This window comes from Pseudoxanthomonas sp. PXM04 (assembly GCF_014851695.1).
In the GTDB taxonomy this organism is placed as follows: Bacteria; Pseudomonadota; Gammaproteobacteria; order Xanthomonadales; family Xanthomonadaceae; genus Pseudoxanthomonas_A; species Pseudoxanthomonas_A beigongshangi.
The window spans coordinates 520,340-540,937 of the sequence record NZ_JACVAG010000001.1; the positions used below are offsets into that span (position 1 = coordinate 520,340).

The 20,598-nt window shown below is 67.3% G+C and carries 21 protein-coding genes; 14 read left to right on the forward strand and 7 right to left on the reverse strand.

The window, feature by feature from the left end:
* The first annotated feature begins 109 nt into the window (after positions 1-109).
* On the forward strand, positions 110-559 hold the full coding sequence (locus IB228_RS02545; RefSeq protein ID WP_183643396.1) for a DUF6491 family protein: 450 nt from the start codon (positions 110-112) through the stop codon (positions 557-559).
* 50 nt (positions 560-609) lie between these two features.
* Here IB228_RS02545 and IB228_RS02550 read toward each other — a convergent pair whose 3' ends face one another.
* From IB228_RS02550 to ftsY, 4 genes are all read right to left on the reverse strand, one after another.
* The gene (locus IB228_RS02550) at positions 610-879 is read right to left on the reverse strand and encodes an oxidative damage protection protein (protein ID WP_192197492.1); all 270 of its coding nucleotides are present in this window, start codon (positions 877-879) and stop codon (positions 610-612) included.
* A gap of 79 nt (positions 880-958) precedes the next feature.
* On the reverse strand, positions 959-2,011 hold the full coding sequence (gene mutY, locus IB228_RS02555; protein ID WP_192197493.1) for an A/G-specific adenine glycosylase: 1,053 nt from the start codon (positions 2,009-2,011) through the stop codon (positions 959-961).
* Positions 2,008-3,258, reverse strand: coding sequence for a hypothetical protein (locus tag IB228_RS02560; RefSeq protein ID WP_192197494.1), 1,251 nt, complete (start codon positions 3,256-3,258; stop codon positions 2,008-2,010). The genes mutY and IB228_RS02560 overlap by 4 nt, the downstream gene beginning before the upstream one ends.
* Positions 3,255-4,679, reverse strand: a complete 1,425-nt coding sequence (gene ftsY, locus IB228_RS02565) for a signal recognition particle-docking protein FtsY (RefSeq protein ID WP_225562259.1) — start codon at positions 4,677-4,679, stop codon at positions 3,255-3,257. Before ftsY ends, IB228_RS02560 begins: the two co-directional genes overlap by 4 nt.
* Between ftsY and rsmD the strand changes: the two genes are divergently transcribed.
* From rsmD to IB228_RS02600, 7 genes are all read left to right on the forward strand, one after another.
* Positions 4,561-5,115, forward strand: coding sequence for a 16S rRNA (guanine(966)-N(2))-methyltransferase RsmD (gene rsmD, locus IB228_RS19720; protein WP_225562260.1), 555 nt, complete (start codon positions 4,561-4,563; stop codon positions 5,113-5,115). The two genes, ftsY and rsmD, sit on opposite strands and share 119 nt — an antisense overlap.
* On the forward strand, positions 5,112-5,609 hold the full coding sequence (coaD, locus tag IB228_RS02575; RefSeq protein ID WP_183643378.1) for a pantetheine-phosphate adenylyltransferase: 498 nt from the start codon (positions 5,112-5,114) through the stop codon (positions 5,607-5,609). The genes rsmD and coaD overlap by 4 nt, the downstream gene beginning before the upstream one ends.
* A gap of 57 nt (positions 5,610-5,666) precedes the next feature.
* Positions 5,667-6,161: a hypothetical protein gene (locus tag IB228_RS02580; RefSeq protein ID WP_183643375.1), complete on the forward strand. Its 495-nt coding sequence runs from the start codon at positions 5,667-5,669 to the stop codon at positions 6,159-6,161.
* A gap of 95 nt (positions 6,162-6,256) precedes the next feature.
* Positions 6,257-6,505, forward strand: coding sequence for a YfhL family 4Fe-4S dicluster ferredoxin (locus IB228_RS02585; protein ID WP_141453636.1), 249 nt, complete (start codon positions 6,257-6,259; stop codon positions 6,503-6,505).
* A 96-nt stretch (positions 6,506-6,601) separates the two neighbouring features.
* Positions 6,602-8,311 carry a gamma-glutamyltransferase gene (gene ggt, locus IB228_RS02590; RefSeq protein ID WP_225562261.1) on the forward strand — a complete coding sequence of 570 codons (1,710 nt, stop codon included), beginning with the start codon at positions 6,602-6,604 and terminating at the stop codon, positions 8,309-8,311.
* A 107-nt stretch (positions 8,312-8,418) separates the two neighbouring features.
* Positions 8,419-9,309 (forward strand): MBL fold metallo-hydrolase, encoded by an 891-nt coding sequence (locus IB228_RS02595; RefSeq protein ID WP_183643370.1) that lies wholly within the window; start codon positions 8,419-8,421, stop codon positions 9,307-9,309.
* Between the two features lie 41 nt (positions 9,310-9,350).
* Positions 9,351-9,947, forward strand: a complete 597-nt coding sequence (locus IB228_RS02600; RefSeq protein WP_218533621.1) for a transposase — start codon at positions 9,351-9,353, stop codon at positions 9,945-9,947.
* A gap of 257 nt (positions 9,948-10,204) precedes the next feature.
* On the opposite strand, the gene upp is transcribed toward IB228_RS02600, so the two are convergent.
* Positions 10,205-10,837 carry a uracil phosphoribosyltransferase gene (gene upp, locus IB228_RS02605; protein WP_183643367.1) on the reverse strand — a complete coding sequence of 211 codons (633 nt, stop codon included), beginning with the start codon at positions 10,835-10,837 and terminating at the stop codon, positions 10,205-10,207.
* Positions 10,838-10,945: 108 nt separating this feature from the next.
* Complete coding sequence (locus IB228_RS02610) at positions 10,946-13,288, reverse strand: TonB-dependent receptor (protein ID WP_192197497.1); 2,343 nt, start codon at positions 13,286-13,288, stop codon at positions 10,946-10,948.
* 172 nt (positions 13,289-13,460) lie between these two features.
* Here IB228_RS02610 and IB228_RS02615 point away from each other — a divergent pair, with 172 nt between their 5' ends.
* A complete protein-coding gene (locus IB228_RS02615; RefSeq protein WP_225562204.1) occupies positions 13,461-14,591 on the forward strand; it encodes a phytase in 1,131 nt (376 codons plus the stop codon).
* Positions 14,588-15,196 carry an inorganic diphosphatase gene (locus tag IB228_RS02620; protein WP_183643361.1) on the forward strand — a complete coding sequence of 203 codons (609 nt, stop codon included), beginning with the start codon at positions 14,588-14,590 and terminating at the stop codon, positions 15,194-15,196. Before IB228_RS02615 ends, IB228_RS02620 begins: the two co-directional genes overlap by 4 nt.
* Before the next feature lie 132 nt (positions 15,197-15,328).
* Here the strand turns inward: IB228_RS02620 and IB228_RS02625 are convergent, their stop codons facing one another.
* Positions 15,329-16,825, reverse strand: coding sequence for an aminotransferase class III-fold pyridoxal phosphate-dependent enzyme (locus IB228_RS02625; protein WP_192197498.1), 1,497 nt, complete (start codon positions 16,823-16,825; stop codon positions 15,329-15,331).
* Positions 16,826-16,943: 118 nt separating this feature from the next.
* On the opposite strand from IB228_RS02625, the gene IB228_RS02630 reads away from it, so the two are divergent.
* From IB228_RS02630 to yajC, 4 genes are all read left to right on the forward strand, one after another.
* Positions 16,944-17,375 (forward strand): Lrp/AsnC family transcriptional regulator, encoded by a 432-nt coding sequence (locus tag IB228_RS02630; RefSeq protein WP_141453627.1) that lies wholly within the window; start codon positions 16,944-16,946, stop codon positions 17,373-17,375.
* Between the two features lie 85 nt (positions 17,376-17,460).
* Positions 17,461-18,489 (forward strand): tRNA preQ1(34) S-adenosylmethionine ribosyltransferase-isomerase QueA, encoded by a 1,029-nt coding sequence (gene queA / locus IB228_RS02635; protein ID WP_192197499.1) that lies wholly within the window; start codon positions 17,461-17,463, stop codon positions 18,487-18,489.
* A 123-nt stretch (positions 18,490-18,612) separates the two neighbouring features.
* Entirely contained in the window at positions 18,613-19,734 is a 1,122-nt protein-coding gene (tgt, locus tag IB228_RS02640; RefSeq protein ID WP_192197500.1) for a tRNA guanosine(34) transglycosylase Tgt, read from the forward strand.
* A gap of 472 nt (positions 19,735-20,206) precedes the next feature.
* The gene (gene yajC, locus IB228_RS02645; RefSeq protein ID WP_183643346.1) at positions 20,207-20,548 is read left to right on the forward strand and encodes a preprotein translocase subunit YajC; all 342 of its coding nucleotides are present in this window, start codon (positions 20,207-20,209) and stop codon (positions 20,546-20,548) included.
* Positions 20,549-20,598: the final 50 nt, after the last annotated feature.

A 20,598-nucleotide genomic window follows, 5' to 3' on the forward strand; every position in this document is an offset into this window, starting at 1 on the left:
GCCGGACGATGGCTGAACGTGCCGGGGATGCACCCGCGCCGGCGGTCGGCGGCTGGTGCATGATGCTGCCGGGAAGAGAAAAAACGTCGACCCGACCGGGAGTTACGCCATGAAACGTCTGTTCCTGCTGTGTGCCCTGGCCGCGCTCAGCGCGTGCGCCACCACCAAGATGAGTTCCACCGAACGCCTTGCCCTGTACCGCGAGCATGCCGCCGCGCCGGTCAAGGATTTCAGTTATTTCGGCAGCCTCAACGGCTGGCAGCCGCTGGGTGATTCCGCGCTGGCCGTCTGGACCAAACCCAATGAAGCCTACCTGCTGGATCTGGCCGGCCCCTGTCCGGATCTGGAGTTCGCGCCGGCCATCAGCATCAGCAGCATGATGGGGCGGGTGACCAACTTCGACCGCGTGCGCCCGCTGGGCGGTGGCAGCGGGATGATGCGGATGTCCTGCCGGATCAAGACCATCAGCCCGCTGGACCTGAAGTCGCTGAAGGCGGCAGAGAAGGAAATGCGCGAGGCGAAGATCGAGGCGCGCCAGGAAGGCGAGCCGGCCAACTAGTCGGCCATTGGTCCGGTCCACGAAAAAGGCGGGGATATCCCCGCCTTTTTTCATGCTTCCGGCACGTAGCCGGCCGGTTTGTCGGCGCCGCCGCCGAACAGGAACTTCTCCAGTTCCGCTTCCAGGAAGGCGCGGTGTTTCGGGTCGCGCGGCGACAGCCGGTTCTCGTTGATCAGCATGGTCTGGTGGGCGAGCCAGGCCGCCCAGGCCACCTTGCCGATGTGGGCGAACACGCGCTTGCCGAGTTCGCCGGGGTAGGGCACGAAATCCAGGCCCTCGGTTTCGCGCTTTTCGTATTCGCAGTAAACGGTGCGTGCCATGTAGGTGTGTGGATGTATCTTCGTCGTCGTGGGCGACAGGATAGCCGGTTCCCGCCGTAATGACGGTCGGAACGCGGGTTCAGACCGTGGTCAGCAGCTTGCGGATCGGTGCCGGCAGGCCGATCCGGGCCAATTCGTCACGTGCCACCCAGCGCAGATCGGCACCGTCGCGTACCGCCGCCCGTGGTGCGAGTCCGCGCCAGCGCAGCGGATGCATGCGCAGGCGATAGTGGCTGAACACATGCGGCAGTTCCGGCAGAGCCTCGGCGTGGTCGTAGTCGCCCTGCAGATGGGCATCGAACCAGTGCCGCGCTGCATCGTGATCGTCCGCCTCGGGCAGTGACCACAGCGAAGCCCAGATGCCCGTCGGGGGGCGCCGTTGCAGCAATACCTGGCCGTCGTCGTTTTCGGCCAGCAGCATGATCGCGATGCGTTCGGGCAGCGGCTTGCCGGGTTTGGAGGTCGGCAGTTCGTCGACCTGTCCGTCGCGCAGTGCCACGCAGTCCACGTGCACCGGGCAGAGCATGCAGGCGGGATCGTGGCGCGTGCACAGGGTGGCGCCCAGATCCATTTGTGCCTGGGTGTAGTCGGCCATGCGGCCTGCCGGCAGATGGGCGGCGGCGAATTGCCACAGCTGCTTTTCCACCGCGGGGGTCCCCGGCCAGCCGGTGACGCCGTGGTAGCGCGAGAGCACGCGTTTGACGTTGCCGTCCAGGATCGGGAAGCGGTCGCCCCAGGCCTGCGAGAGGATCGCGCCGGCGGTGCTGCGGCCGATGCCGGGCAGCGCGAGCAGGGCGTCGAAATCGCGCGGCAGGTCGCCGCCGTGCTGCTCCACACAGATGCGCGCGGCCGCGTGCAGGTTGCGGGCGCGGGCGTAGTAGCCCAGGCCGGACCACTGCGCCAGCACTTCATCGAGCGTGGCGGTGCCCAGATCCTTCAGGGTCGGAAAGGCTTCCAGGAAGCGGGCGAAGTAGGGAATCACCGTCTTCACCTGGGTTTGCTGGAGCATGATTTCCGACAGCCATACGCGGTAGGGCGTCCGTGGATGCAACCAGGGCAGGTCGTGGCGGCCGGACTGGTCGAACCAGGCCAGCAGGTGGTCGGCGAAACGGTCTTCGGTGGTGCTGGTCATGGCGCGGATTCGGGGGCGGGCAGGGCCGGATCGTCCAACTGCAGATCCACGCCTTCCAGGGTGGCGCCGGACACTTCCAGGCGGGGGGCGGTGAAGCGGCCGCTCAGCGGCGGCAGCGGCGAGCCACCACCGGCCTGCAGCGCATGCAGCCAGTCCATGACTTCGAACAGCCGGAAGCGGGCGTCGAAGCGGGCGTCTTCGCGTTGCAGGCGCAGGTGCGCGATGTCCGCCAGGTCGGTGGTGCCGCGATAGGCCAGTGCGAAGGGAAGTGAGGAGGTCGAGCGTCCCAGCGGCGGCGGCAACGCCGGCCATGCGTCCGGCCAGCCCGCCAATCGTCCGCGCCAGTCGAGCAGCAGGCCGTCTTCCAGGCGGAGTTCACCGGCGGCGTCCAGCGAGGGCATGGCCCCTTGCCCGCGCAGGGCGAACGCGGCCGGGCGCAGGCGCAGACCATCGGCGAATTCCAGTGGTCCGGCCACGCCGAGCGCGAACGACTGCCGGGTCGCGCCCGCGAGGTAGTGCGCGCTGGCGCCGAGCACGGCGCGTTCCAGGCGCGATTCGGCCTGGCGCAGGTAGGCGGACAGGCGCAGCCTGGCCGGCAGCCGCCAATCCTTGCCCGCCGGCGTGGCCTGCCCGGCGACGCCCAGTCCGCCATCCTCGCCCAGCCGGCGCAGATGGAAGGCCAGATCCAGCGGTGCTTGCAGTTCGCCGCCCCGATAGTGCGCCTGCACCTGGCCGCGCAGGGGCTGTCCGGCTTCCAGGCGGGGAATGCGCAGGTCGATGCGTTCGAGCGACCAGTCATCGCCGCGGATCCGACCGCCGTCGACGCGTATGCCATCGGTGAGCGTGGGGATGCGGGTTTCACCCGCCGGTCGCCGCGCCAGCCAGCGCCGGAGCGCCGCCAGATCGAGGACCGGTGCGTCCAGTTCCAGCCGCTCCGCGGTCAGATCGCGGCCACGCGTGCGCAGCGTCGACCAGGGTACCGAAATGAAGACGCGGTCGGCGGTCAACAGGGGCGTGGCGGCGCCCGGTTCCCGCGCGGTCACGCCGCGGACGATCAACTGCGGCGTGCCACGCAGGCGGTATTCGCCAACGCCGGATGCGGAGATTTCCAGGCCCAGCGCATTGCCGGCCATGCCCAGCAGCGCCGGCGCCAGCCGATGCGGTTGCAACAGCCAGTGCAGCAGGCCGATGCCTGCGAGCAGCAGGACCGCCAGCGACAGCAGCGCCAGCCTGCGGCGCCGGCTCACGCGCCCAGCGTTTCCGGCAGCAGCGCGTCGACGAAGGCTTCGGCGTCGAACACCCGCAGATCCTCGGAACGTTCGCCGATGCCGGCGAACCGGATCGGGATGCCGAACTCGCGTGCGAGCGCGAACACCACGCCTCCCTTGGCGGTGCCGTCCAGCTTGGTCACCACCAGCCCGGTGATGTTCACCGCGGCGTGGAACTGACGCAGCTGCGACAGCGCGTTCTGGCCGGTGGTGCCGTCGATGACCAGCAGCACTTCGTGCGGCGCGGCCGGATCCAGTTTCTGCAGCACGCGCTTGATCTTGCCCAGTTCCGCCATCAGGCCCTGCTGGGTGTGCAGGCGTCCGGCGGTATCGGCGATCAGCACTTCGGTACCGCGCGCCTGCGCGGCCTGCAGGGCGTCGAACGCGACCGAGGCCGCGTCCGCGTTCTGTCCCTGCGCCACCACCGGCACGCCGTTGCGTTCGCCCCAGGTCTGCAACTGCGCCACCGCGGCGGCGCGGAAGGTATCGCCGGCGGCCAGCATCAGGTTGCGGCCTTCGTCCTTGAAGCGGCGCGCCAGCTTGCCGATGGTGGTGGTCTTGCCGACGCCGTTGACGCCGACCGTGAGCAGCACGAAGGGGCGAATGTTCCGCGGGATCTCCAGCGGTTTGGCCACCGGCGCCAGCATTGCGATCAGGTCCGTCCGCAGCGCGGCCAGCAGTGCGCGGGCGTCGGCGAACTCGCGCGCCTTCATGCGCTTGCGCAGGCCCTCGACCAGCGCGGTGGTGGCGGGCACGCCGACGTCGGCGGTCAGCAGCGCGGTCTCGATTTCATCCAGCAGGTCGTCGTCCAGGCGCGGGTTGCGCGAGAACAGGCCGCCCAGGCCACGGGCAAAGCTGGTGTTGCGCAGGCGCTCGCGCCAGCCCGGCTTGCCGGCGGGGGCGGCGGGCGGCTCGGTTCCGGATGCGACGGTAGCGGTGGGGGCGACGACCGTCGGGGCGGAAGCCGGCACGGGTGCCTCGAACACGGCCGGTGCGGGCGATGCGGCGGCATCGTCCTGCGAAACGGGGTGGGAAGTGTCGGAAACGGGATTTTGGGGCGCCGGGCGCTGCGTCTCGGGCAGGCTCGCGGGCGCGTCAGGCTTCTTGCGTCGGAACCAGCTGACCATGACACGGGCAATCGCGGAGAATGGGCGCCATGGTATCACCCGCCCCCTTTCCGCCCCGATGAAACCCGGCCGCACGTCGCCCGCGCGCGGTCCACGCGCCGCCCCCCCAGCCGGCAGCGTCCGCATCATCGGCGGACGCTGGCGCAATACCCGCCTGGCGGTGCCGGATCGGCCCGGGCTGCGTCCGTCTTCCGATCGCGTCCGCGAGACCCTGTTCAACTGGCTGATGCCGAAACTCGCCGGCGCCCGCGTGCTGGATGCCTTCGCCGGCAGCGGCGCGCTCGGGCTGGAAGCGGTTTCGCGAGGTGCGGCGCAGGCGGTGCTGGTCGAGCGTGACGCCGGCCTGGCCGAGGCGTTGCGGCAGGCGGTGGAGCGGCTGGGGGCCGCGTCGCAGGTGCGGGTGGAGGGCGCCGACGCCCTGGCGTGGCTGGCGAACGCGCCCGGAGAGCCGTTCGACATCGTGTTCCTGGATCCGCCCTTCGCCGATGGCCTGTGGGACGCTGCGTTGCGGGCACTGCCGCGGCATCTTTCCGATGACGCCTGGGTATACGTGGAATCCCCGCGGGAACAGGCACTCGCGGTACCGCCGGACTGGCGACCGCACCGCGATGGCCAGACCCGCGACGTCCGCTACGCGCTCTATCGGGTTCCCGGCGGGCAGGGCGCTGCTACACTGCGCGGCGACTCCCATCGACCCGATTCCGAATGAGCGTGTCCCGTACCCGTACCGCGGTTTATCCCGGCACGTTCGACCCGATCACCAACGGGCACATCGACCTGATCGATCGCGCCGCGCCGCTGTTCGAGCGCCTGATCATCGGCGTGGCGGAAAGCCCCGGGAAGGGGCCGGCGTTGCCGCTGGAGCTGAGGGTGGAACTGGCCCGCAAGGCGGTGGCCCACCATCCGCATGTGGAAGTGCGCGGATTCGATGGATTGCTTGCCCACTTCGTCAAGGAAATCGGCGGCGGCGTGCTGTTGCGCGGCCTGCGCGCGGTCTCGGACTTCGAATACGAATTCCAGCTGGCCAGCATGAACCGCCATCTGATTCCCGAGGTGGAAACCCTGTTCCTCACCCCCGCCGAGCAGTACGGCTTCATCTCGTCCTCGCTGGTGCGCGAAATCTCGCGTCTGGGCGGGGATGTGTCCGGTTTCGTCACCGCCGACGTGGCCGCCGCCATGAAGGCCCAGTGGCGGCGCACCTGAACCGCGTGCTTTTGTGGCACGATCCTTCCTACATCGACTTATTGAGGGGACAGAACCATGACCAACATCGCCACACGACTGCTGCTGATCGCCTGCCTGGTCGTGCCGTTCGCCGCGTGCAAGAAGGAAGAGGCCAAGCCGGTCGAGGCCGCCGAGGCACCGCTGGTCGTTCCCGCCAAGGACGATGACGCCGGCTGGCGCACCTATCTGTCCGAGGTGGTGACCCGCAACATGGGCACCATCACCAACACCCCGTTCCTGTACTACCTCCCGCCGGAATCGGATCCGGAGTTCCAGGCCAAGTACGATCGTTCGCTGGAACAGGCCAAGAACGCGATCGCGCGCGGCATCGTCGGCGGCAACCTGCTAGCGTTCGGTTCCTCCGCTTCCACCCGCATGGCGGATCTGGTGGTCGCTTCGTTCCAGGGCGTCGAACCCGACACCATGAAGGGCGTGCGCGTGGTCTTCATCGGCGAAGCCGCCGACGGCGAGCGCGTCAAGGCGGCCGTGGCCCCGGCCGGCGTGGACTACGTCTTCGTCGAAGCCAAGTAACAGGCTCCGCGCGTGGCCGCCTTCGCGGCCACGCCTTTGCGGGGGCATCGCGCCCCCGCGAAAGCGGGGCTCCCGGAATCGAGAAGTCCCCCGCAATGTCACTCAAGATCAACGAACTCTGCGTCAACTGCGATGTCTGCGAGCCCGCCTGTCCCAACCAGGCCATCTCGATGGGCGAGACGATCTACGTGATCGATCCGGCGCGCTGCACCGAGTGCGTCGGCCATCATGACGAACCGCAATGTGTCGTCGTCTGCCCGGTGGAGTGCATCGACCCCGATCCGGCGTATCCTGAGACCCAGGAGCAGCTGCTGGCCAAGTTGCGCCGGCTGCAAGGCGGCTGACGCGGGAGGGCCGCCAACAGGTACCCGTCAGGAGATGTCGTGAAAGCACGTCGAGTCACCGCGCTACTGTTTGCGCTTTCCCTTTTCGTTCCCGCGCTGCATGCCGCCGATGCCGGCGACGCCGGCCAGCGCGTCGCCAACGCGGCGACCCATCCGCCCGGATCGGCCATTGCCAGCGCGCATGCGCTGGCGACTGAAGCCGGCTTCGAAATCCTGCACGCCGGCGGCAACGCCTTCGACGCGGCGGTCGCGGTATCGTCGGTGCTGTCCGTGGTCGAACCGATCAGCTCGGGCATCGGCGGTGGCGGCTTCTTCCTGCTGCACGATGCGCGGACCGGCAAGGACGTGTTCGTCGATGCGCGCGAGACCGCGCCGGCCGCCGCCACGCCGGAGGCCTATCTGCTGGCGAACGGCGAGTTCAATCGCGATCGCGCCGAGAACGGTCCCTGGGCCGCCGGCATTCCCGGCCTGCCCGCCGCGCTGGTCCACCTGGCGAAGAACTACGGCAAGCTGCCGCTTGAGACCTCGCTCGGCCCCGCCATCCGCATCGCCAGCGATGGCTTTCCTGTCTATGGCCGGCTGGCGCGTGGCTATGCCTCGCGCCGCGAGGTGATGGAACGTTTCCCGGGTACCCGCGCGGTGTTCCTGGCCGATGGTGATCCGCCCAAGGAAGGCGAAATCCTCAAGCAGCCCGACCTGGCCCGCACGCTGCAATTGCTGGCCGAGCGCGGCCACGACGGTTTCTACAAGGGCGAGATCGCGGGCAAGCTGATCAAGGGCGTGAAGGCCGAAGGCGGTCGCTGGACCGCCGGCGAACTGGCCGCCTACCAGGTGCGCGAGCGCGAACCGCTGAAGTTCAAGTATCGCGACTGGCAGATCACCACCGCGCCACCGCCATCCTCCGGTGGCGTGGCGGTGGCGCAGATGCTGCAGATCCTGGAAGGCTGGGACCTGGCGAAGCTCGATGAAACGCACCGCACCCACCTGACGGTGGAGGCGATGCGCCGCGCCTTCCGCGATCGCACCTTCTACCTGGGCGATCCCGATTTCGTCGAGATTCCGTTGAAGACGCTGACCAGCCGCGACTACGCCGCCGGTCTGCGCGCGACCATCAATCCGGACAAGGCCACGCCGAGCAACCTGTTTTCGGGCCAACCCACGCCGCTGGAAGACGAGGAAACCACCCATTTCTCGATCATCGACGCCGAGGGCAACCGGGTCGCGGCCACCCAGACGGTCAACCTGCTGTTCGGCTCGGGCCTGATTCCGCCCGGCACCGGCGTGCTGCTCAACAACGAGATGGACGATTTCGCGCTCAAGCCCGGCACGCCGAATGCCTTCGGCGTGATGGGCTTCGATGCCAACGCGCCCAAGCCGGGCAAGCGCATGCTCAGTTCGATGACGCCCAGTTTCATGGAGTCGCCGGATCGCATCGCCGTGCTGGGCACGCCCGGCGGCAGCCGCATCATCACCATGGTCCTGCTGGGCATGCTCGGCTACGACCAGGGGCTGGGCGCGCAACAGGTCGCCGCGCTGCCGCGCTTCCATCACCAATGGCTGCCGGACGTGATTTCCGCCGAAAGCGGCGCGTTCAGCCCGCAGGTGGCCGAGGCACTGCGGGCAATGGGCCACCAGGTCGATCTGCCCGGCGACACCGCCGCCGGCGGTCGCGGTTCCAGCCACGTCTGGGGCAACTTGCAGACCGTGCTGTGGGATCGCAAGGCCAACACCCTCACCGGTGGCGCGGATCCACGCAATCCGGTGGGCAAGGCGGAAGTCGAACCGGGCGAAGCCGCCACGCGCTGAGAAGGATCCCGTCCGTAGAGCGGAGCTTGCTCCGCTGCTGGGCGGGCTGGAGACCACCCAGCCGAGCAAGCTCGGCTCTACACGCGCACCGGCGTACAATCGGTGCCATGAAACTCTGGTCCATTCTCGGCAATTCCCAGAAGCTCGACGGCGGCGCGATGTTCGGCAACGCGCCGCGCGCGATGTGGTCCAAATGGCTGGCGCCCGACGAACAGAACCGGGTGCCGCTGGCCTGCCGCGCGCTGCTAGCGAGTCCGCTCAATGGCAAGACGGTGTTGTTCGAAACCGGCATCGGCGCGTTCTTCGATCCGAAGATGCGCGAGCGTTTCGGCGTACAGGAGGAGCGGCATGTCCTGCTGGACTCGCTGCGCGAAGCCGGCTTCGGCCACGACGACATCGACGTGGTGGTGCTGAGCCATCTGCATTTCGACCACGCCGGTGGACTGTTGGCGCCGTGGAGCGAAGGCCAGGCACCGGAACTGTTGTTTCCCAACGCCACCTTCGTGGTCGGCAAGGCGCACTGGCAGCGGGCGCTGAAGCCGCATCCGCGCGATCGCGCGAGCTTCATTCCCGAGTTGCAGGGATTGCTGGAGGCCAGCGGCCGGCTCGAGCTCGTGGACGGCGAACATTCGCGCGCACTGGGCGACAGCGTGCGCTTCAGTTTCAGCGACGGCCACACGCCGGGGCTGATGCTGGCCGAAGTGGTGGGTCCGGAACGCGTGGATGGCGCGCCGCATGGCGGCGTGGTGTTCTGCGCCGATCTGATTCCCGGACGTTCCTGGGTGCACGTGCCGATCACGATGGGCTATGACCGCAACGCGGAACTGCTGATCGACGAGAAGCGCGCGTTCCTGGAAGACAAGCTGGCCCGCAACGTGCATCTGTTCTTCACCCACGATCCCGATTGCGCACTGGCCCAGGTCACCCGCGACGAGCGCGGCAGGTTCGGCGTGGCGCACGAGTTGCCGGAGCTGCACGCTCGTCCGCTGGCCGCATGACGTAGAGCGGAGCTTGCTCCGCTTCGCGCGAGAAGCAGGTCATGAAGGAGCCGGGCAAGCCCGGCTCTACGTGGTTGACGTCATCCGTAGGGATCCCGCTACAACGCGCAACGTTTGAATCCGACACGCCGATGGACTTTGTTCCGACGGCGGCGATGAAGCGGCCACGCCATGCTTCGGTCATGGCAAGTCCAGCATTGAACAAGGGAAGATGGTCGGAGAAGGGCGCCTACTACGTCGTCACCGTGGTGACGGCCAGCCGGACGCCCTGGTTCCGCGAGCCTCGGCCGGCGCATTGCATTGCAGGCGAATTGAAGCGTTGCGAGGACGAAGAGCGGCTCAGGTCGTTGGCCTGGGTGGTGATGCCCGATCATGTGCACTGGTTGTTCGAGCTTGGTGACGGCTCCATCAGTCAATGTCTGCAGGCATTCAAATCACGCAGTGCACGCGCGGTCAACGAAATCGTCGGGCGCGCGGGACCTGTCTGGCAGGCGGGTTTCCATGATCACCGGGTGCGCAGTCATGAAGACTTGCGTTCGCAGGCGCGCTACATCGTTCGCAACCCATTGCGCCGTGGTTTGGTGGAACGACTGGATCACTATCCGCACTGGCATTGCGAATGGCCAGCCGACGCGTAGAGCGGAGCTTGCTCCGCTTCGGGCTTGCCAGACGTCTGGAGGAGCCGGGCAAGCTCGGCTCTACGCGGGCTGTAGAGCGGAGCTTGCTCCGCTTCGGACGTGCCAGGCATCCAGAGGAGCCGAGCAAGCTCGGCTCTTCGCGGGGTGTGGAGCGGAGCTCTCCGCTTCGGGCGTGTCGGAAATCCGGAGGGGCCGAGCTTGCTCGGCTCCGGGGCACGATGCAAATCCGGGAGAATCCGCGCAGCCTGGGCTTCGGCTCAGCCCACGCGGGTGCCGAAGATCCGATCACCGGCGTCGCCTAGGCCAGGCAGGATGTAACCCTTGTCGTTCAGATGGTTGTCGATGGCGGCGGTATAGACCTCGACGTCGGGGTGGGCCGCTTCCAGCGCGGCCAGCCCCTCGGGCGCGGCAACCAGGAAGATGCCCTTGATGCGTTTGGCGCCGGCGCGCTTGAGCATGTCGATGGTGGCGATGAGGGTGCCGCCGGTGGCCAGCATCGGATCCAGGATGAGCGCGTCACGCTCGTCCAGGCGACCGGTCAGGCGTTCGAAGTAGGGCACCGGTTGCAGGGTCTCCTCGTCGCGCTGCAGGCCGACCACGCTGACCTTGGCGGCGGGAATCAGCGCCAGTACGCCGGGCAGCATGCCCAGGCCGGCGCGCAGGATGGGCACCAGGGTGATCTTGGCGCCGGCGATCTTGCGTACCTGGACCGGTCCGGCCCAGCCCGGCATGGTCGCTTCCTCGGTTTCCAGATCCGCGGTGGCCTCGTAGGCCAGCAGGGTACCCAGCTCGGTCACCAGTTCGCGGAAACCCTTGGTACTGAGCGAGGCGTCGCGCAGCAGGCCGATCTTGTGCTGGACGAGGGGGTGGCGGACTTCGACGGTCTTCATGGCGGCCTGCGGCGATGACGGGTGGCGAAAGTCTGCATCAAACCCGCCCGTCCCACAAAAAAGAAGCCGGCTTGCGCCGGCTTCCACGGGACGCGGGGAGGGCCGCGCTCAGAACGCCCAGCGCATGACCAACTGATAGCTCGGGCCGGCCTCCTCGGTTTCCAGCTCGTACTCGTCGTAGTCGCGATCGATCTGGTCGGCCTGGTTGTCGAACTTGTGGAAGAACTCGTCCTTGGAGGCGTCCAGCAGGTTGGCGGCGGTCAGGCGCATCGACATGGTCCTGCCGAAGCGCTTCTCCACGAACACTTCCAGATCGTCGCCGTACTTGACGGTCACTTCCTCGGCCAGGATGCGGCTGAAGGCGTCGCCCTGCTTGCGATAGGTGGCGCCGAAGCTGGCACCGAGCGACGGCAGGTCCTGGATGAAGCCGACGTTGTAGACGCTCTTGGCCTGGTCGTTGAAGCGGCGCTCGCCGATGAAATCGGTGACCTTGCTGTTGAGGTAGGAGTAGTTGAGGAACACGCCGGTGTTCGGCATGCCCAGCGCGGTCAACGGGGTCGACAGGTCGAACTCGACGCCGTAGACCTTGCCGTCGCCGACGTTGGCCGAGGTGAACAGCCAGCTTTCGGCGTCGAACTGGAAATCGTCCTCGGTCGCGCCGGGATTCTCCGCCAGGAATTCCTCCAGGTCCTCGGCGTACTTGTCCTGCGCGTCCTCGCTCAGTTCGCCGGTGTTGACCAGTTCGATCAGGTTCTTCACATCGCGGTAGAAGAAGTTCAAGCCCACCACGCCATGCTTGCCGAGGCGACGCTCGAAGCCAAGGTCGATGCCGTTGGCGGTTTCCGGGTCGAGTTCCGGATTGCCGATGTAATCGTTGTCGCCGTACTCGCCGTCCAGCAGGGCGGGAATCAGCTCGTTGAAGTTCGGGCGCTTCACGCTCTTGGCCAGCGACAGGCTGATGCGGGTGGCTTCGTCCAGATCCCACTTCAGGTGCAGCGAGGGCAACAGTTCGTTGTAGTCCTTGCTGGCAGATCCGGCGACGTCGCCGTCCTCCTGGTAGCGGATGTCCGAACGGGTGGTTTCGTAGCGCAGGCCGGCTTCCCAGGAGAACGCCTGGCCCTTGCCCGAAAGCATCAGGTAGGGGTCGACACGGGTTTCCTCGATCAGCGAGCCGATGACGCCGTCCGGTTCATAGGCCACCGGGTCGCCTTCATTCTCCGCTTCCCAGGCGTAGTTGGTGTAGGTGACGTCGCGTTTCTTGCGCCGCCAGTCCACGCCGAATTCGAGTTCGGCGCCGCCCGCCGGGCGCTTGTGCGCGATCTTGAAGCTGGTCTCGGTGTCCTTGGCGTCCACGGCCTGGGATTCGGCTTCGGAAGCGTCCCATTCGCCGTTCACGTACTCGTGCTTTTCTTCGCTGACGGCGCTGTCGTCCTCGAAGCGCGCGTAATCGAGGTCGAACTCGGTGGTGCCGCCGGCCATGTCGAACCTGTACTCGGTGCCGATACCCCAGTTGCGCTGGTCGATCGGATTCAAGCCGGGCACGCGGGAGTCGATGACGTCTTCGTCGTCGTACTCCACTTCATGGGAGACCTCGGTGACGTCGCGGTCGGTCTTGACGTAGAAGCCGTCGATGCTGATGCGACCGGTTTCGCCGACGTCGGCGGTGTACGACACGTTGGCCGAGTAGTCGCGGCCGTCCTTGACCTCGGTCTGGTCTTCCCAGCTCACCAGTTCCTGCCGGGACGGGTCGGCGAAGCGGTCCGAGCGCTTGACCTTGGAGCGGTAGCGGTCCTGCACGTTGATGCCGGCGAGCAGGCGGCCACCCAAGGCGTCGACGCTGGTCACCGCGCCGAAGGTCGGGTTCACCTCGCCGTCGTACCAGCGATTGACGCCGATTCGCAGGTAGCTGCCGTCGAACACGTAGGCGTCGCGCAGGACGATGTTGATGGTGCCGGCGATGGCGTCGCCGCTGCGGTTGGCGCTGTTGCTGCGCAGGATTTCGATGTGGTCGACCATTTCCGCCGGGATGCGGTCCACCCAGAACGAGCGATCGTCACCGGCGCCGGGCACCTTCTTGCCGTTGATCAACACCTGGGTGTAGCCGGCGGCCATGCCACGCATCATCGCGCCGTCGAATTCCATGATGTCCGAGCCGACGAAGGTCACGCCGGGCACGCGCTTGAGCATGTCGCCCACGGTGTTCGGCTCGAAACGCTGGAAGTACTCCAGGTCGTAGGACAGGGTGGGGGAGATGTCGTCGGTGCGGTTGCGGTAGGCGATTTCGCCCTGGACGACGATGGTGTCCAGTTGCTTGGGGTCCTCCGCCGGCACGGCGGACGCGCCGCCACCGCCATCGGGCATGGCCTGCGCTCGCGCCAGCGGGATGGCACTGATCATGCCGGCGCAGAGCAATGCCTGTGACAGGCCGATGGCCAGGGCGGTGCGTTTCATCGTCGTGTTTTCCCCGTGTGAAGATAAACGGCGATTTCTACGGGGCTTAGATGGCGGCAATATGACCATCAGATGGCACGTCGGCGAACCTTCGACGATGCAACCAAAACGTCATAATCGATGCGTAGAACATTGCGGTTTGTTGACCGTCAACCGCTCCAGGGGATAACGCATGTCGCACCGCTTGAACGCAATGGCCAGCCTGCTGGCGATCCTGTCCATGGCCGGCTGCGCCGGCGTCGCGCCGACGGTGGCCGACCGCGAGCCGGACGAGAACGTGGAAAAGGATCCGCTGCTGAGCGAAGCGAAGATCCCGCACGTGGTGGTGCCCGAGGCTTTCCTGACCGCCGACACGCCGGCCGACAACGTCGACTCGCCGGCCAGTTGGCGCTCGCCGGACGGCAAGCGTTGGCTGATCGCCACCGCCAAGGCGACGGATCAGCTGATCGTCTATGACGGTGTCAGCGGCGAACGCCTGCGCACGGTCGGGGGGCCGGGCACGGGTGCCGGCCAGCTCCAGCGTCCCAACGGCATCGCCGTGATTGACGATCTGGTGCTGGTGGTCGAGCGCGACAACCATCGCGTGCAACTGTTCCAGCTGCCGGGATTCCAGCCGCTGCTCAGTTTCGGCGCCGAGGACCTGAAGCAGCCCTATGGCCTGTGGGTTCGCCCGCAGAAGGACAGCTACGAGGTCATCGTCAGCGACAACTACATGTCGCCGCAGAACGAGGACGTGCCGCCGCCGCTGGCGGAGCTGGATCGCCGGTTCAAGCGCTACCAGCTGCGGCGCGTGCCGCAGGGCTGGGCGGCGACATTGACGGGCACCTTCGGCGACACCTCCGAAGCCGGCGCGATCCGGATCGCCGAGTCGGTGTTCGGCGATATCGCCAACGATCGCCTGCTGCTGGCGGAAGAGGACGTCGCCACCGGCACCCGCCTGCGCGAGTACGGGCTGGACGGTCGCTATCGCGGCCGCGACATCGGCGCCGACCTGTTCAAGGCGCAGGCCGAGGGCATGGCGCTGGCGCAGTGCGCGGGTGGCACGGGCTTCTGGATCGCCACCGATCAGTTCAAGGACCGCAGCGTGTTCCATGTGTTCGATCGCCTCAGCCTGGAACACCTGGGTGCCTTCACCGGCGAGCGCACCGCCAACACCGACGGCGTGTGGCTCGATCAGACCGTCGACAAGCGCTTCCCGGAAGGCGTGTTCTACGCGGTGGATGACGACAAGGCCGTCGCCGCGTTCGACTGGCAGGCGATTGCGCGGGCGCTGAAGCTGCCCGCCTGCAAGCCGGCGCAATGAGCCGCGCGGTCGTCCTGCTTGCGGGATTGATGGCCGCATCGCTGGCGCAGGCCGGCGATACGGTGGTCCACCCGTTCCTGGCCGCGCAATCGCCGAAGGTGCCGGAAGAAGCGGTGCTGGCGGTGGAAATACCGGCCGGCAGTTTCACCAAGTACGAGATCAACGAAGAAGGATTGCTGTTCGTCGATCGTTTCCAGTCTATGCCGGTGGCCTATCCGGCCAACTACGGTTCGATGCCGCGCACCCTGGCAGGGGATGGGGATCCCCTGGATGCGCTGGTGTTGACCCGCGAGCCGCTGCATCCCGGCGTGCTGATCCGGTTCCGGCCGATTGGCGTGCTGCGGATGGTCGATGACGGCAAGACCGACGAGAAGATCATCGGCGTGCCGACGGACAAGGTGGATCCCACCTACGCCGGCATCCGTGATCTCGCCGACCTGCCCGCCATCGAGCGCGATCGCATCGAGGCGTTCTTCCGTGTGTACAAGGATTTGCCCAGGGGGCGCAATCCGGTCCGGTTGAACGGCTATGGCGACGCCGCCGAGGCCAGGGCGTTGATCCAGGCGGTGATGGTGCGGTTCAACGAGGCGAAGCGCACGCCGTAGCGCCGGAGTTGCCGGCGCGGGATGTGGGGAGCCCGGGCAGCGGAGCACGCTCCGCTCTACGCGAGCCGCGCGCAAAAAAGGCGGACACCGCCAGGGGTGTCCGCCCACGAGGAAAAACGCGATCCGGGAGGATCAGGCCGCCGCGGCCTGGGTGTTGCGCGGACCTTCCTGCAGCGCGCGGCCGACCATCGACACCAGCAGTTCCAGTTCCTCGGCACCCATCGCGAAATGCGGGGTGAAGCGCAGCGAGTTGGCGCCGCCGTGGATGACGTTGATGCCGTGCTGGCGCAGCCATTCCTCGGTGGAGTTGGCGCCGTAGCACTTGAATTGCGGGGCCAGTTCGCAGGAGAACAGCAGACCGGTGCCCTGCACCTTGGTGATCAGGCCGCCCAGTTCGTCCTTCAGTTTCTCGAGGCGGGCGACCGCATCGACGCCGCGGGCGCGGATGTTCTCGCGGACCTGCGAGGTCAGCTGTTCCAGCGTGGCGCAGGCCACGTCGAGCGCGCGCGGATTGGTGGTCATGGTGTTGCCGTAGACGCCCTTGCGGTACAGGCCGGCGGCGCGTTCGCTGACCGCCAGCACCGACAGCGGGTACTGCGCGGCGTTGAGCGCCTTGGAGTAGGTCTCCATGTCCGGCGCGTCCAGGCCTTCGAAACCGGGGTAGTCGACGATCGACAGTACGCCGTGGGCGCGCAGGCCGGCCTGGATGGAGTCGACCAGGAACAGGCTGCCGTGCTGGCGGGTCAGCTCGCGCGCGGCGGCGTAGAAAGCCGGCGGCACCGAGCGGCCCGGATCGCCTTCGCCCATCACCGGCTCCAGGAACACCGCCTCGATGAACCAGCCCTTGGTTTCGGCGTCGGCGAACGCCCGCTTGAGCGCCTCGACGTCGTAGGGCTCGATGGCGATCAGCGAATCCTCGCCACGGTAGCTAGCCAGGTGCTGCTGGTAGGTCTTTCGCGAAGAGTCCGAATACAGGGCCGGACGCTCGGTGCGGCCATGGAAGCTGCCCTTCACGACCACGCGCTTGACCGCGCGACCTTCGTGGCGGGCACCCGGGTCGGTCTGCAGCTTGGTGTTGATGTCGGCGATGCGGGCGGCCAGGCCGACCGACTCGGAGCCCGAGTTCAGGCACAGGAACTTCGCGTACGGACAACTGCCGCGGGTCTGGCCGATTTCCTTGCGCAGGGCGCGGTCGAAGCGCAACTGCGACAGGCTCGGGGTCATGATGTTGGCCATCACCTGCGGCCGCGCCATCGCCGCCAGGATCGGCTCGGGGGTATGGCCGAAGCCGAGCATGCCGTAGCCGCCGGCGTCGTACAGCACCGCGCCGTTGAGGGTCACCACCCACGGACCGCGCGCGGCCAGCGCCACGTACGGGTTGACCGCGTCGTCCGGATAGAAATTGACGTAGCCGGCCTGGACGGCGCGCAGCTGCGCTTCCTCGTCCAGATCCAGCAGCTCGGCGAATTCGTCCTTCAGGCGGGCGTGTTCGGCGGCGGCGGCCTCGATGGCCGCGACCAGGGCCGGCTGGCTGGCGGCGAAACGCTCGAGGGTGGCGTCGTCCAGTCCGGTGGTCAGGCGCTTGCCCGCATGGGCGCGGAGGGGGGCGAGCAGGTCGAGGAGGGCCATGGTGTTCTCCGGAAAGGACGGCAAACCTCTATTATGTGGATAAATTCGTCGTTTGACAGTTATGATTTGCACGAATTTTCTGTAGATTTCGTCGAATCGACGAGGCGAGTGCCCTGAAATGAAGATCTCCGCGACCGACCAGTTGCTGCTCAGCCTGTTGCGCGACAACGCGCGCGCCTCGACCGCCCAGATCGCGCGCCGGCTCAATCTGTCGCGGACGACGGTGCAGAGCCGGATCGAGCGGCTGGAACGCGAGGGCGTCATCAGCGGCTATACCGTGCGGGTGCACGATGACTACGAGCGCGGGCACATCCGCGCGCACATCATGATCACCGTGCATCCCAAGCAGATGACCTCGGTGGTCGCCTCCCTGCGCGCGATGCCCGAGGTGCGCCTGCTGCAGTCGGTCAGCGGCGCCTACGATCTGATCGCGGTGGGCGTGGTGCCATCGGTGGACGGCATGGATCTGCTGACCGATCGGATCGGCGCGATTGACGGCGTCGAGCGCACCACCTCGTCGATCGTGCTGTCGACCAAGTTCGAGCGCTGAACGGCGGCGCGCGCCGGGCAGGGGACACAAACGCCCGTGGCGACCGGCTCCCTTACAATGGCGGGCTTCCCCGAGTCGTCCCCCTGTGAAGAAATCCGATTTCCATTTCGACCTGCCCGAGGCCTTGATCGCCCAGGCGCCGCTGCCGGAGCGTTCGGCCAGCCGCCTGCTGGTGGTGCCACCGGGCGACGCCGCCTTCGCCGATCGCCAGGTCCGCGATCTGCCGGAATGGCTGGCGCCGGGCGATCTGCTGGTGTTCAACGACACCCGGGTGATTCCGGCCCGGCTGTTCGGCCAGAAGGAGACCGGCGGGCGGGTCGAAATCCTGATCGAGCGCCTGTTGCCTGACAACGAGGCGCGGGCGCAGGTGGGTGCCAGCAAGTCGCCCAAGCCCGGTAGCAGGATTGCCCTGGACGCCGGCGGCGAGGCCGAGGTGCTGGGCCGGGACGGCGAGTTCTACCGCCTGCGCTTCCACGTGCCCGCGGCGCTGGAAAGCTGGCTGCTGCAGGCTGGCCGCCTGCCGCTGCCGCCGTACATCCAGCGCGAAGCGGGGAAGGACGACGACGAGCGCTACCAGACCGTGTTCGCGCGCGAGCCGGGCGCGGTCGCCGCACCGACCGCCGGCCTGCATTTCGACGAGCCGCTGCTGGCGGCGCTGCACGAACGCGGCGTCGAATTCGGCCACGTCACCCTGCACGTGGGCGCCGGCACCTTCCAGCCGGTGCGGGTGGATGACGTCCGCCAGCACCAGATGCACAGCGAATGGCTGAACGTCGGTGCGGCGCTGATCGAACGCATCCAGGCCACCCGCGCCGGCGGCGGGCGGGTGATTGCGGTGGGCACCACCGTGGTGCGCGCGCTGGAATCGGCGATGCGCGATGGTCAACTGCAACCGTTCGCCGGCGAGACCCGCATCTTCATCTTCCCCGGTTATCGCATCCGCAGCGTGGACGCGATGATCACCAATTTCCACCTGCCGGAGAGCACCCTGCTGATGCTGGTTTCGGCGTTCGCCGGCAAGGAACGCGTGTTCGCCGCCTATGAGCACGCGGTGCGCGAACGCTACCGCTTTTTCTCTTACGGCGACGCGATGCTGCTGTTTCCGTCCATATGACTCCTGCAGGAGCGACGTCAGTCGCGACGCTGATGTTTCCGATGTGCTCAAGCCATCGCGACTGACGTCGCTCCCACACCAAAGATTGCAATCCGGCTTTCCTTCTTCCAGTCCCGCCCTCCCATGTCCCGACTCCAGTTCCAGCTCGACACCACCGACGGCAACGCCCGCCGCGGCCGCCTGACCTTTCCGCGCGGCACGGTGGAGACACCGGCATTCATGCCGGTGGGGACGTATGGCTCGGTCAAGGGCATCCTGCCGGACCAGATCGAGGCGCTGGGCGCGGAGATCATCCTCGGCAATACCTTCCACCTCTACCTGCGCCCGGGCCTGGAGGTCATCGCCCAGCACGGCGGCCTGCACGGCTTCGCGCGCTGGAACCGGCCCATCCTCACCGACTCCGGCGGCTTCCAGGTGTTCTCGCTGGCGCACCGCCGCAAGATCACCGAACAGGGCGTGACCTTCGCCTCGCCGGTGGATGGCAGCAAGGTGTTCCTCGGTCCCGAGGAGAGCATGCGCATCCAGAAGGTGCTGGACTCGGACATCGTGATGATCTTCGACGAGTGCACGCCGTATCCGGCCACCGAGGAAGTCGCGCGCAAGTCGATGGAACTGAGCCTGCGCTGGGCCGAGCGCAGCAAGCGCGCGCACGAGGGCAACGACGCGGCGCTGTTCGGCATCGTCCAGGGCGGCGTGCACGAGCCGTTGCGCGAGCGTTCCGCGGCGGGGCTGCAGGCGATTGGTTTCGATGGTTACGCCATCGGCGGGCTGGCGGTCGGCGAGCCGGAGGAGGAGCGCAACCGCATCCTCGAACACATGCATCCGATCCTGCCGCAGGACCGCCCGCGCTACCTGATGGGCGTGGGCCGGCCGGAGGACCTGGTGGAGGGCGTGGCGCGCGGGGTGGACATGTTCGATTGCGTGATGCCGACCCGCAACGCCCGCAACGGCCACTATTTCACCTCGTTCGGCACCGTGCGCATCCGCAACGCCAAGTACGAGAAGGACATGCAGCCGATCGAGCCGGGCTGCGGCTGCCATGCCTGCCGCAACGGCTTCACCCGCTCGTACCTGCGCCACCTGGACCGCTGCAACGAGATGCTGGCGCCGATGCTCGGTACCCTGCACAACCTTTGGTACTACGAAAAGCTGATGGCCGACATCCGCGCCGCCATCGAACAGGGCCGCTTCGGCGACTTCCGCCAGGCGTTCTATGCCGCCCGCGGGGCGGAAGCCCCCCGGTAACCGCGATCGCGTAGAGCCGAGCTTGCTCGGCTTGGCGGGGGAGGGGGGAAGAGCAGCGGAGCAAGCTCCGCTCTACGCGGGTGCGCCGAGCTTGCCTATCGGCAAATGCGCTCCGGCGGTAACCACCAGCATGTAGAGCCGAGCTTGCTCGGCTTGGCGGGATGCCTGGGTGAGGGGAAGAGCAGCGGAGCAAGCTCCGCTCTACGCGGGTGCGCCGAGCTTGGCTATCAGCAAATGCGCTCCGGTAATCCCAATCACGTAGAGCCGAGCTTGCTCGGCTGGGCGGGATGCCGGGGTGAGGGGAGAGCAGCGGAGCAAGCTCCGCTCTACAGGGTGATGCGGAACCTTTCCGGGCCGGGACGGTCTTCACACCGTCCCGGCGAAGCCCGCCGGGTCCGGCGCGGCGCCGGGACGGGGATGCCTGCCGCGTGGCATAATTCCCGGCTGCTTTCGCATAAGAACGGATAACTCCATGAATCTGCTCGATTTTCTGATCGCCCCGGCGCATGCACAGGCCGCCGGCGCTCCCCAGGGTGGCCTGGGTGGTTTCGGCCTGCTGATGCCGATCATCCTGATTGCCATCATGTACTTCCTGATGATCCGCCCGCAGATGAAGCGTGCGAAGGAACATCGGGCCATGCTGGAAAAGCTCTCGCGCGGCGACGAGGTCATCACCACCGGTGGCATCGCCGGCACCATCACCGACATCGGCGACAACTTCATCACCATCGAAGTGGCCGACAACGTGCGGGTGCGCGTGCAGAAGGCCGCCGTGGGCAATGTCCTGCCCAAGGGCACCCTGAAGTCCGCCTGATTTTCCCTTCCGACCATCGTTGAGCGCGCACCCGGGACGGGTGTGCGCGG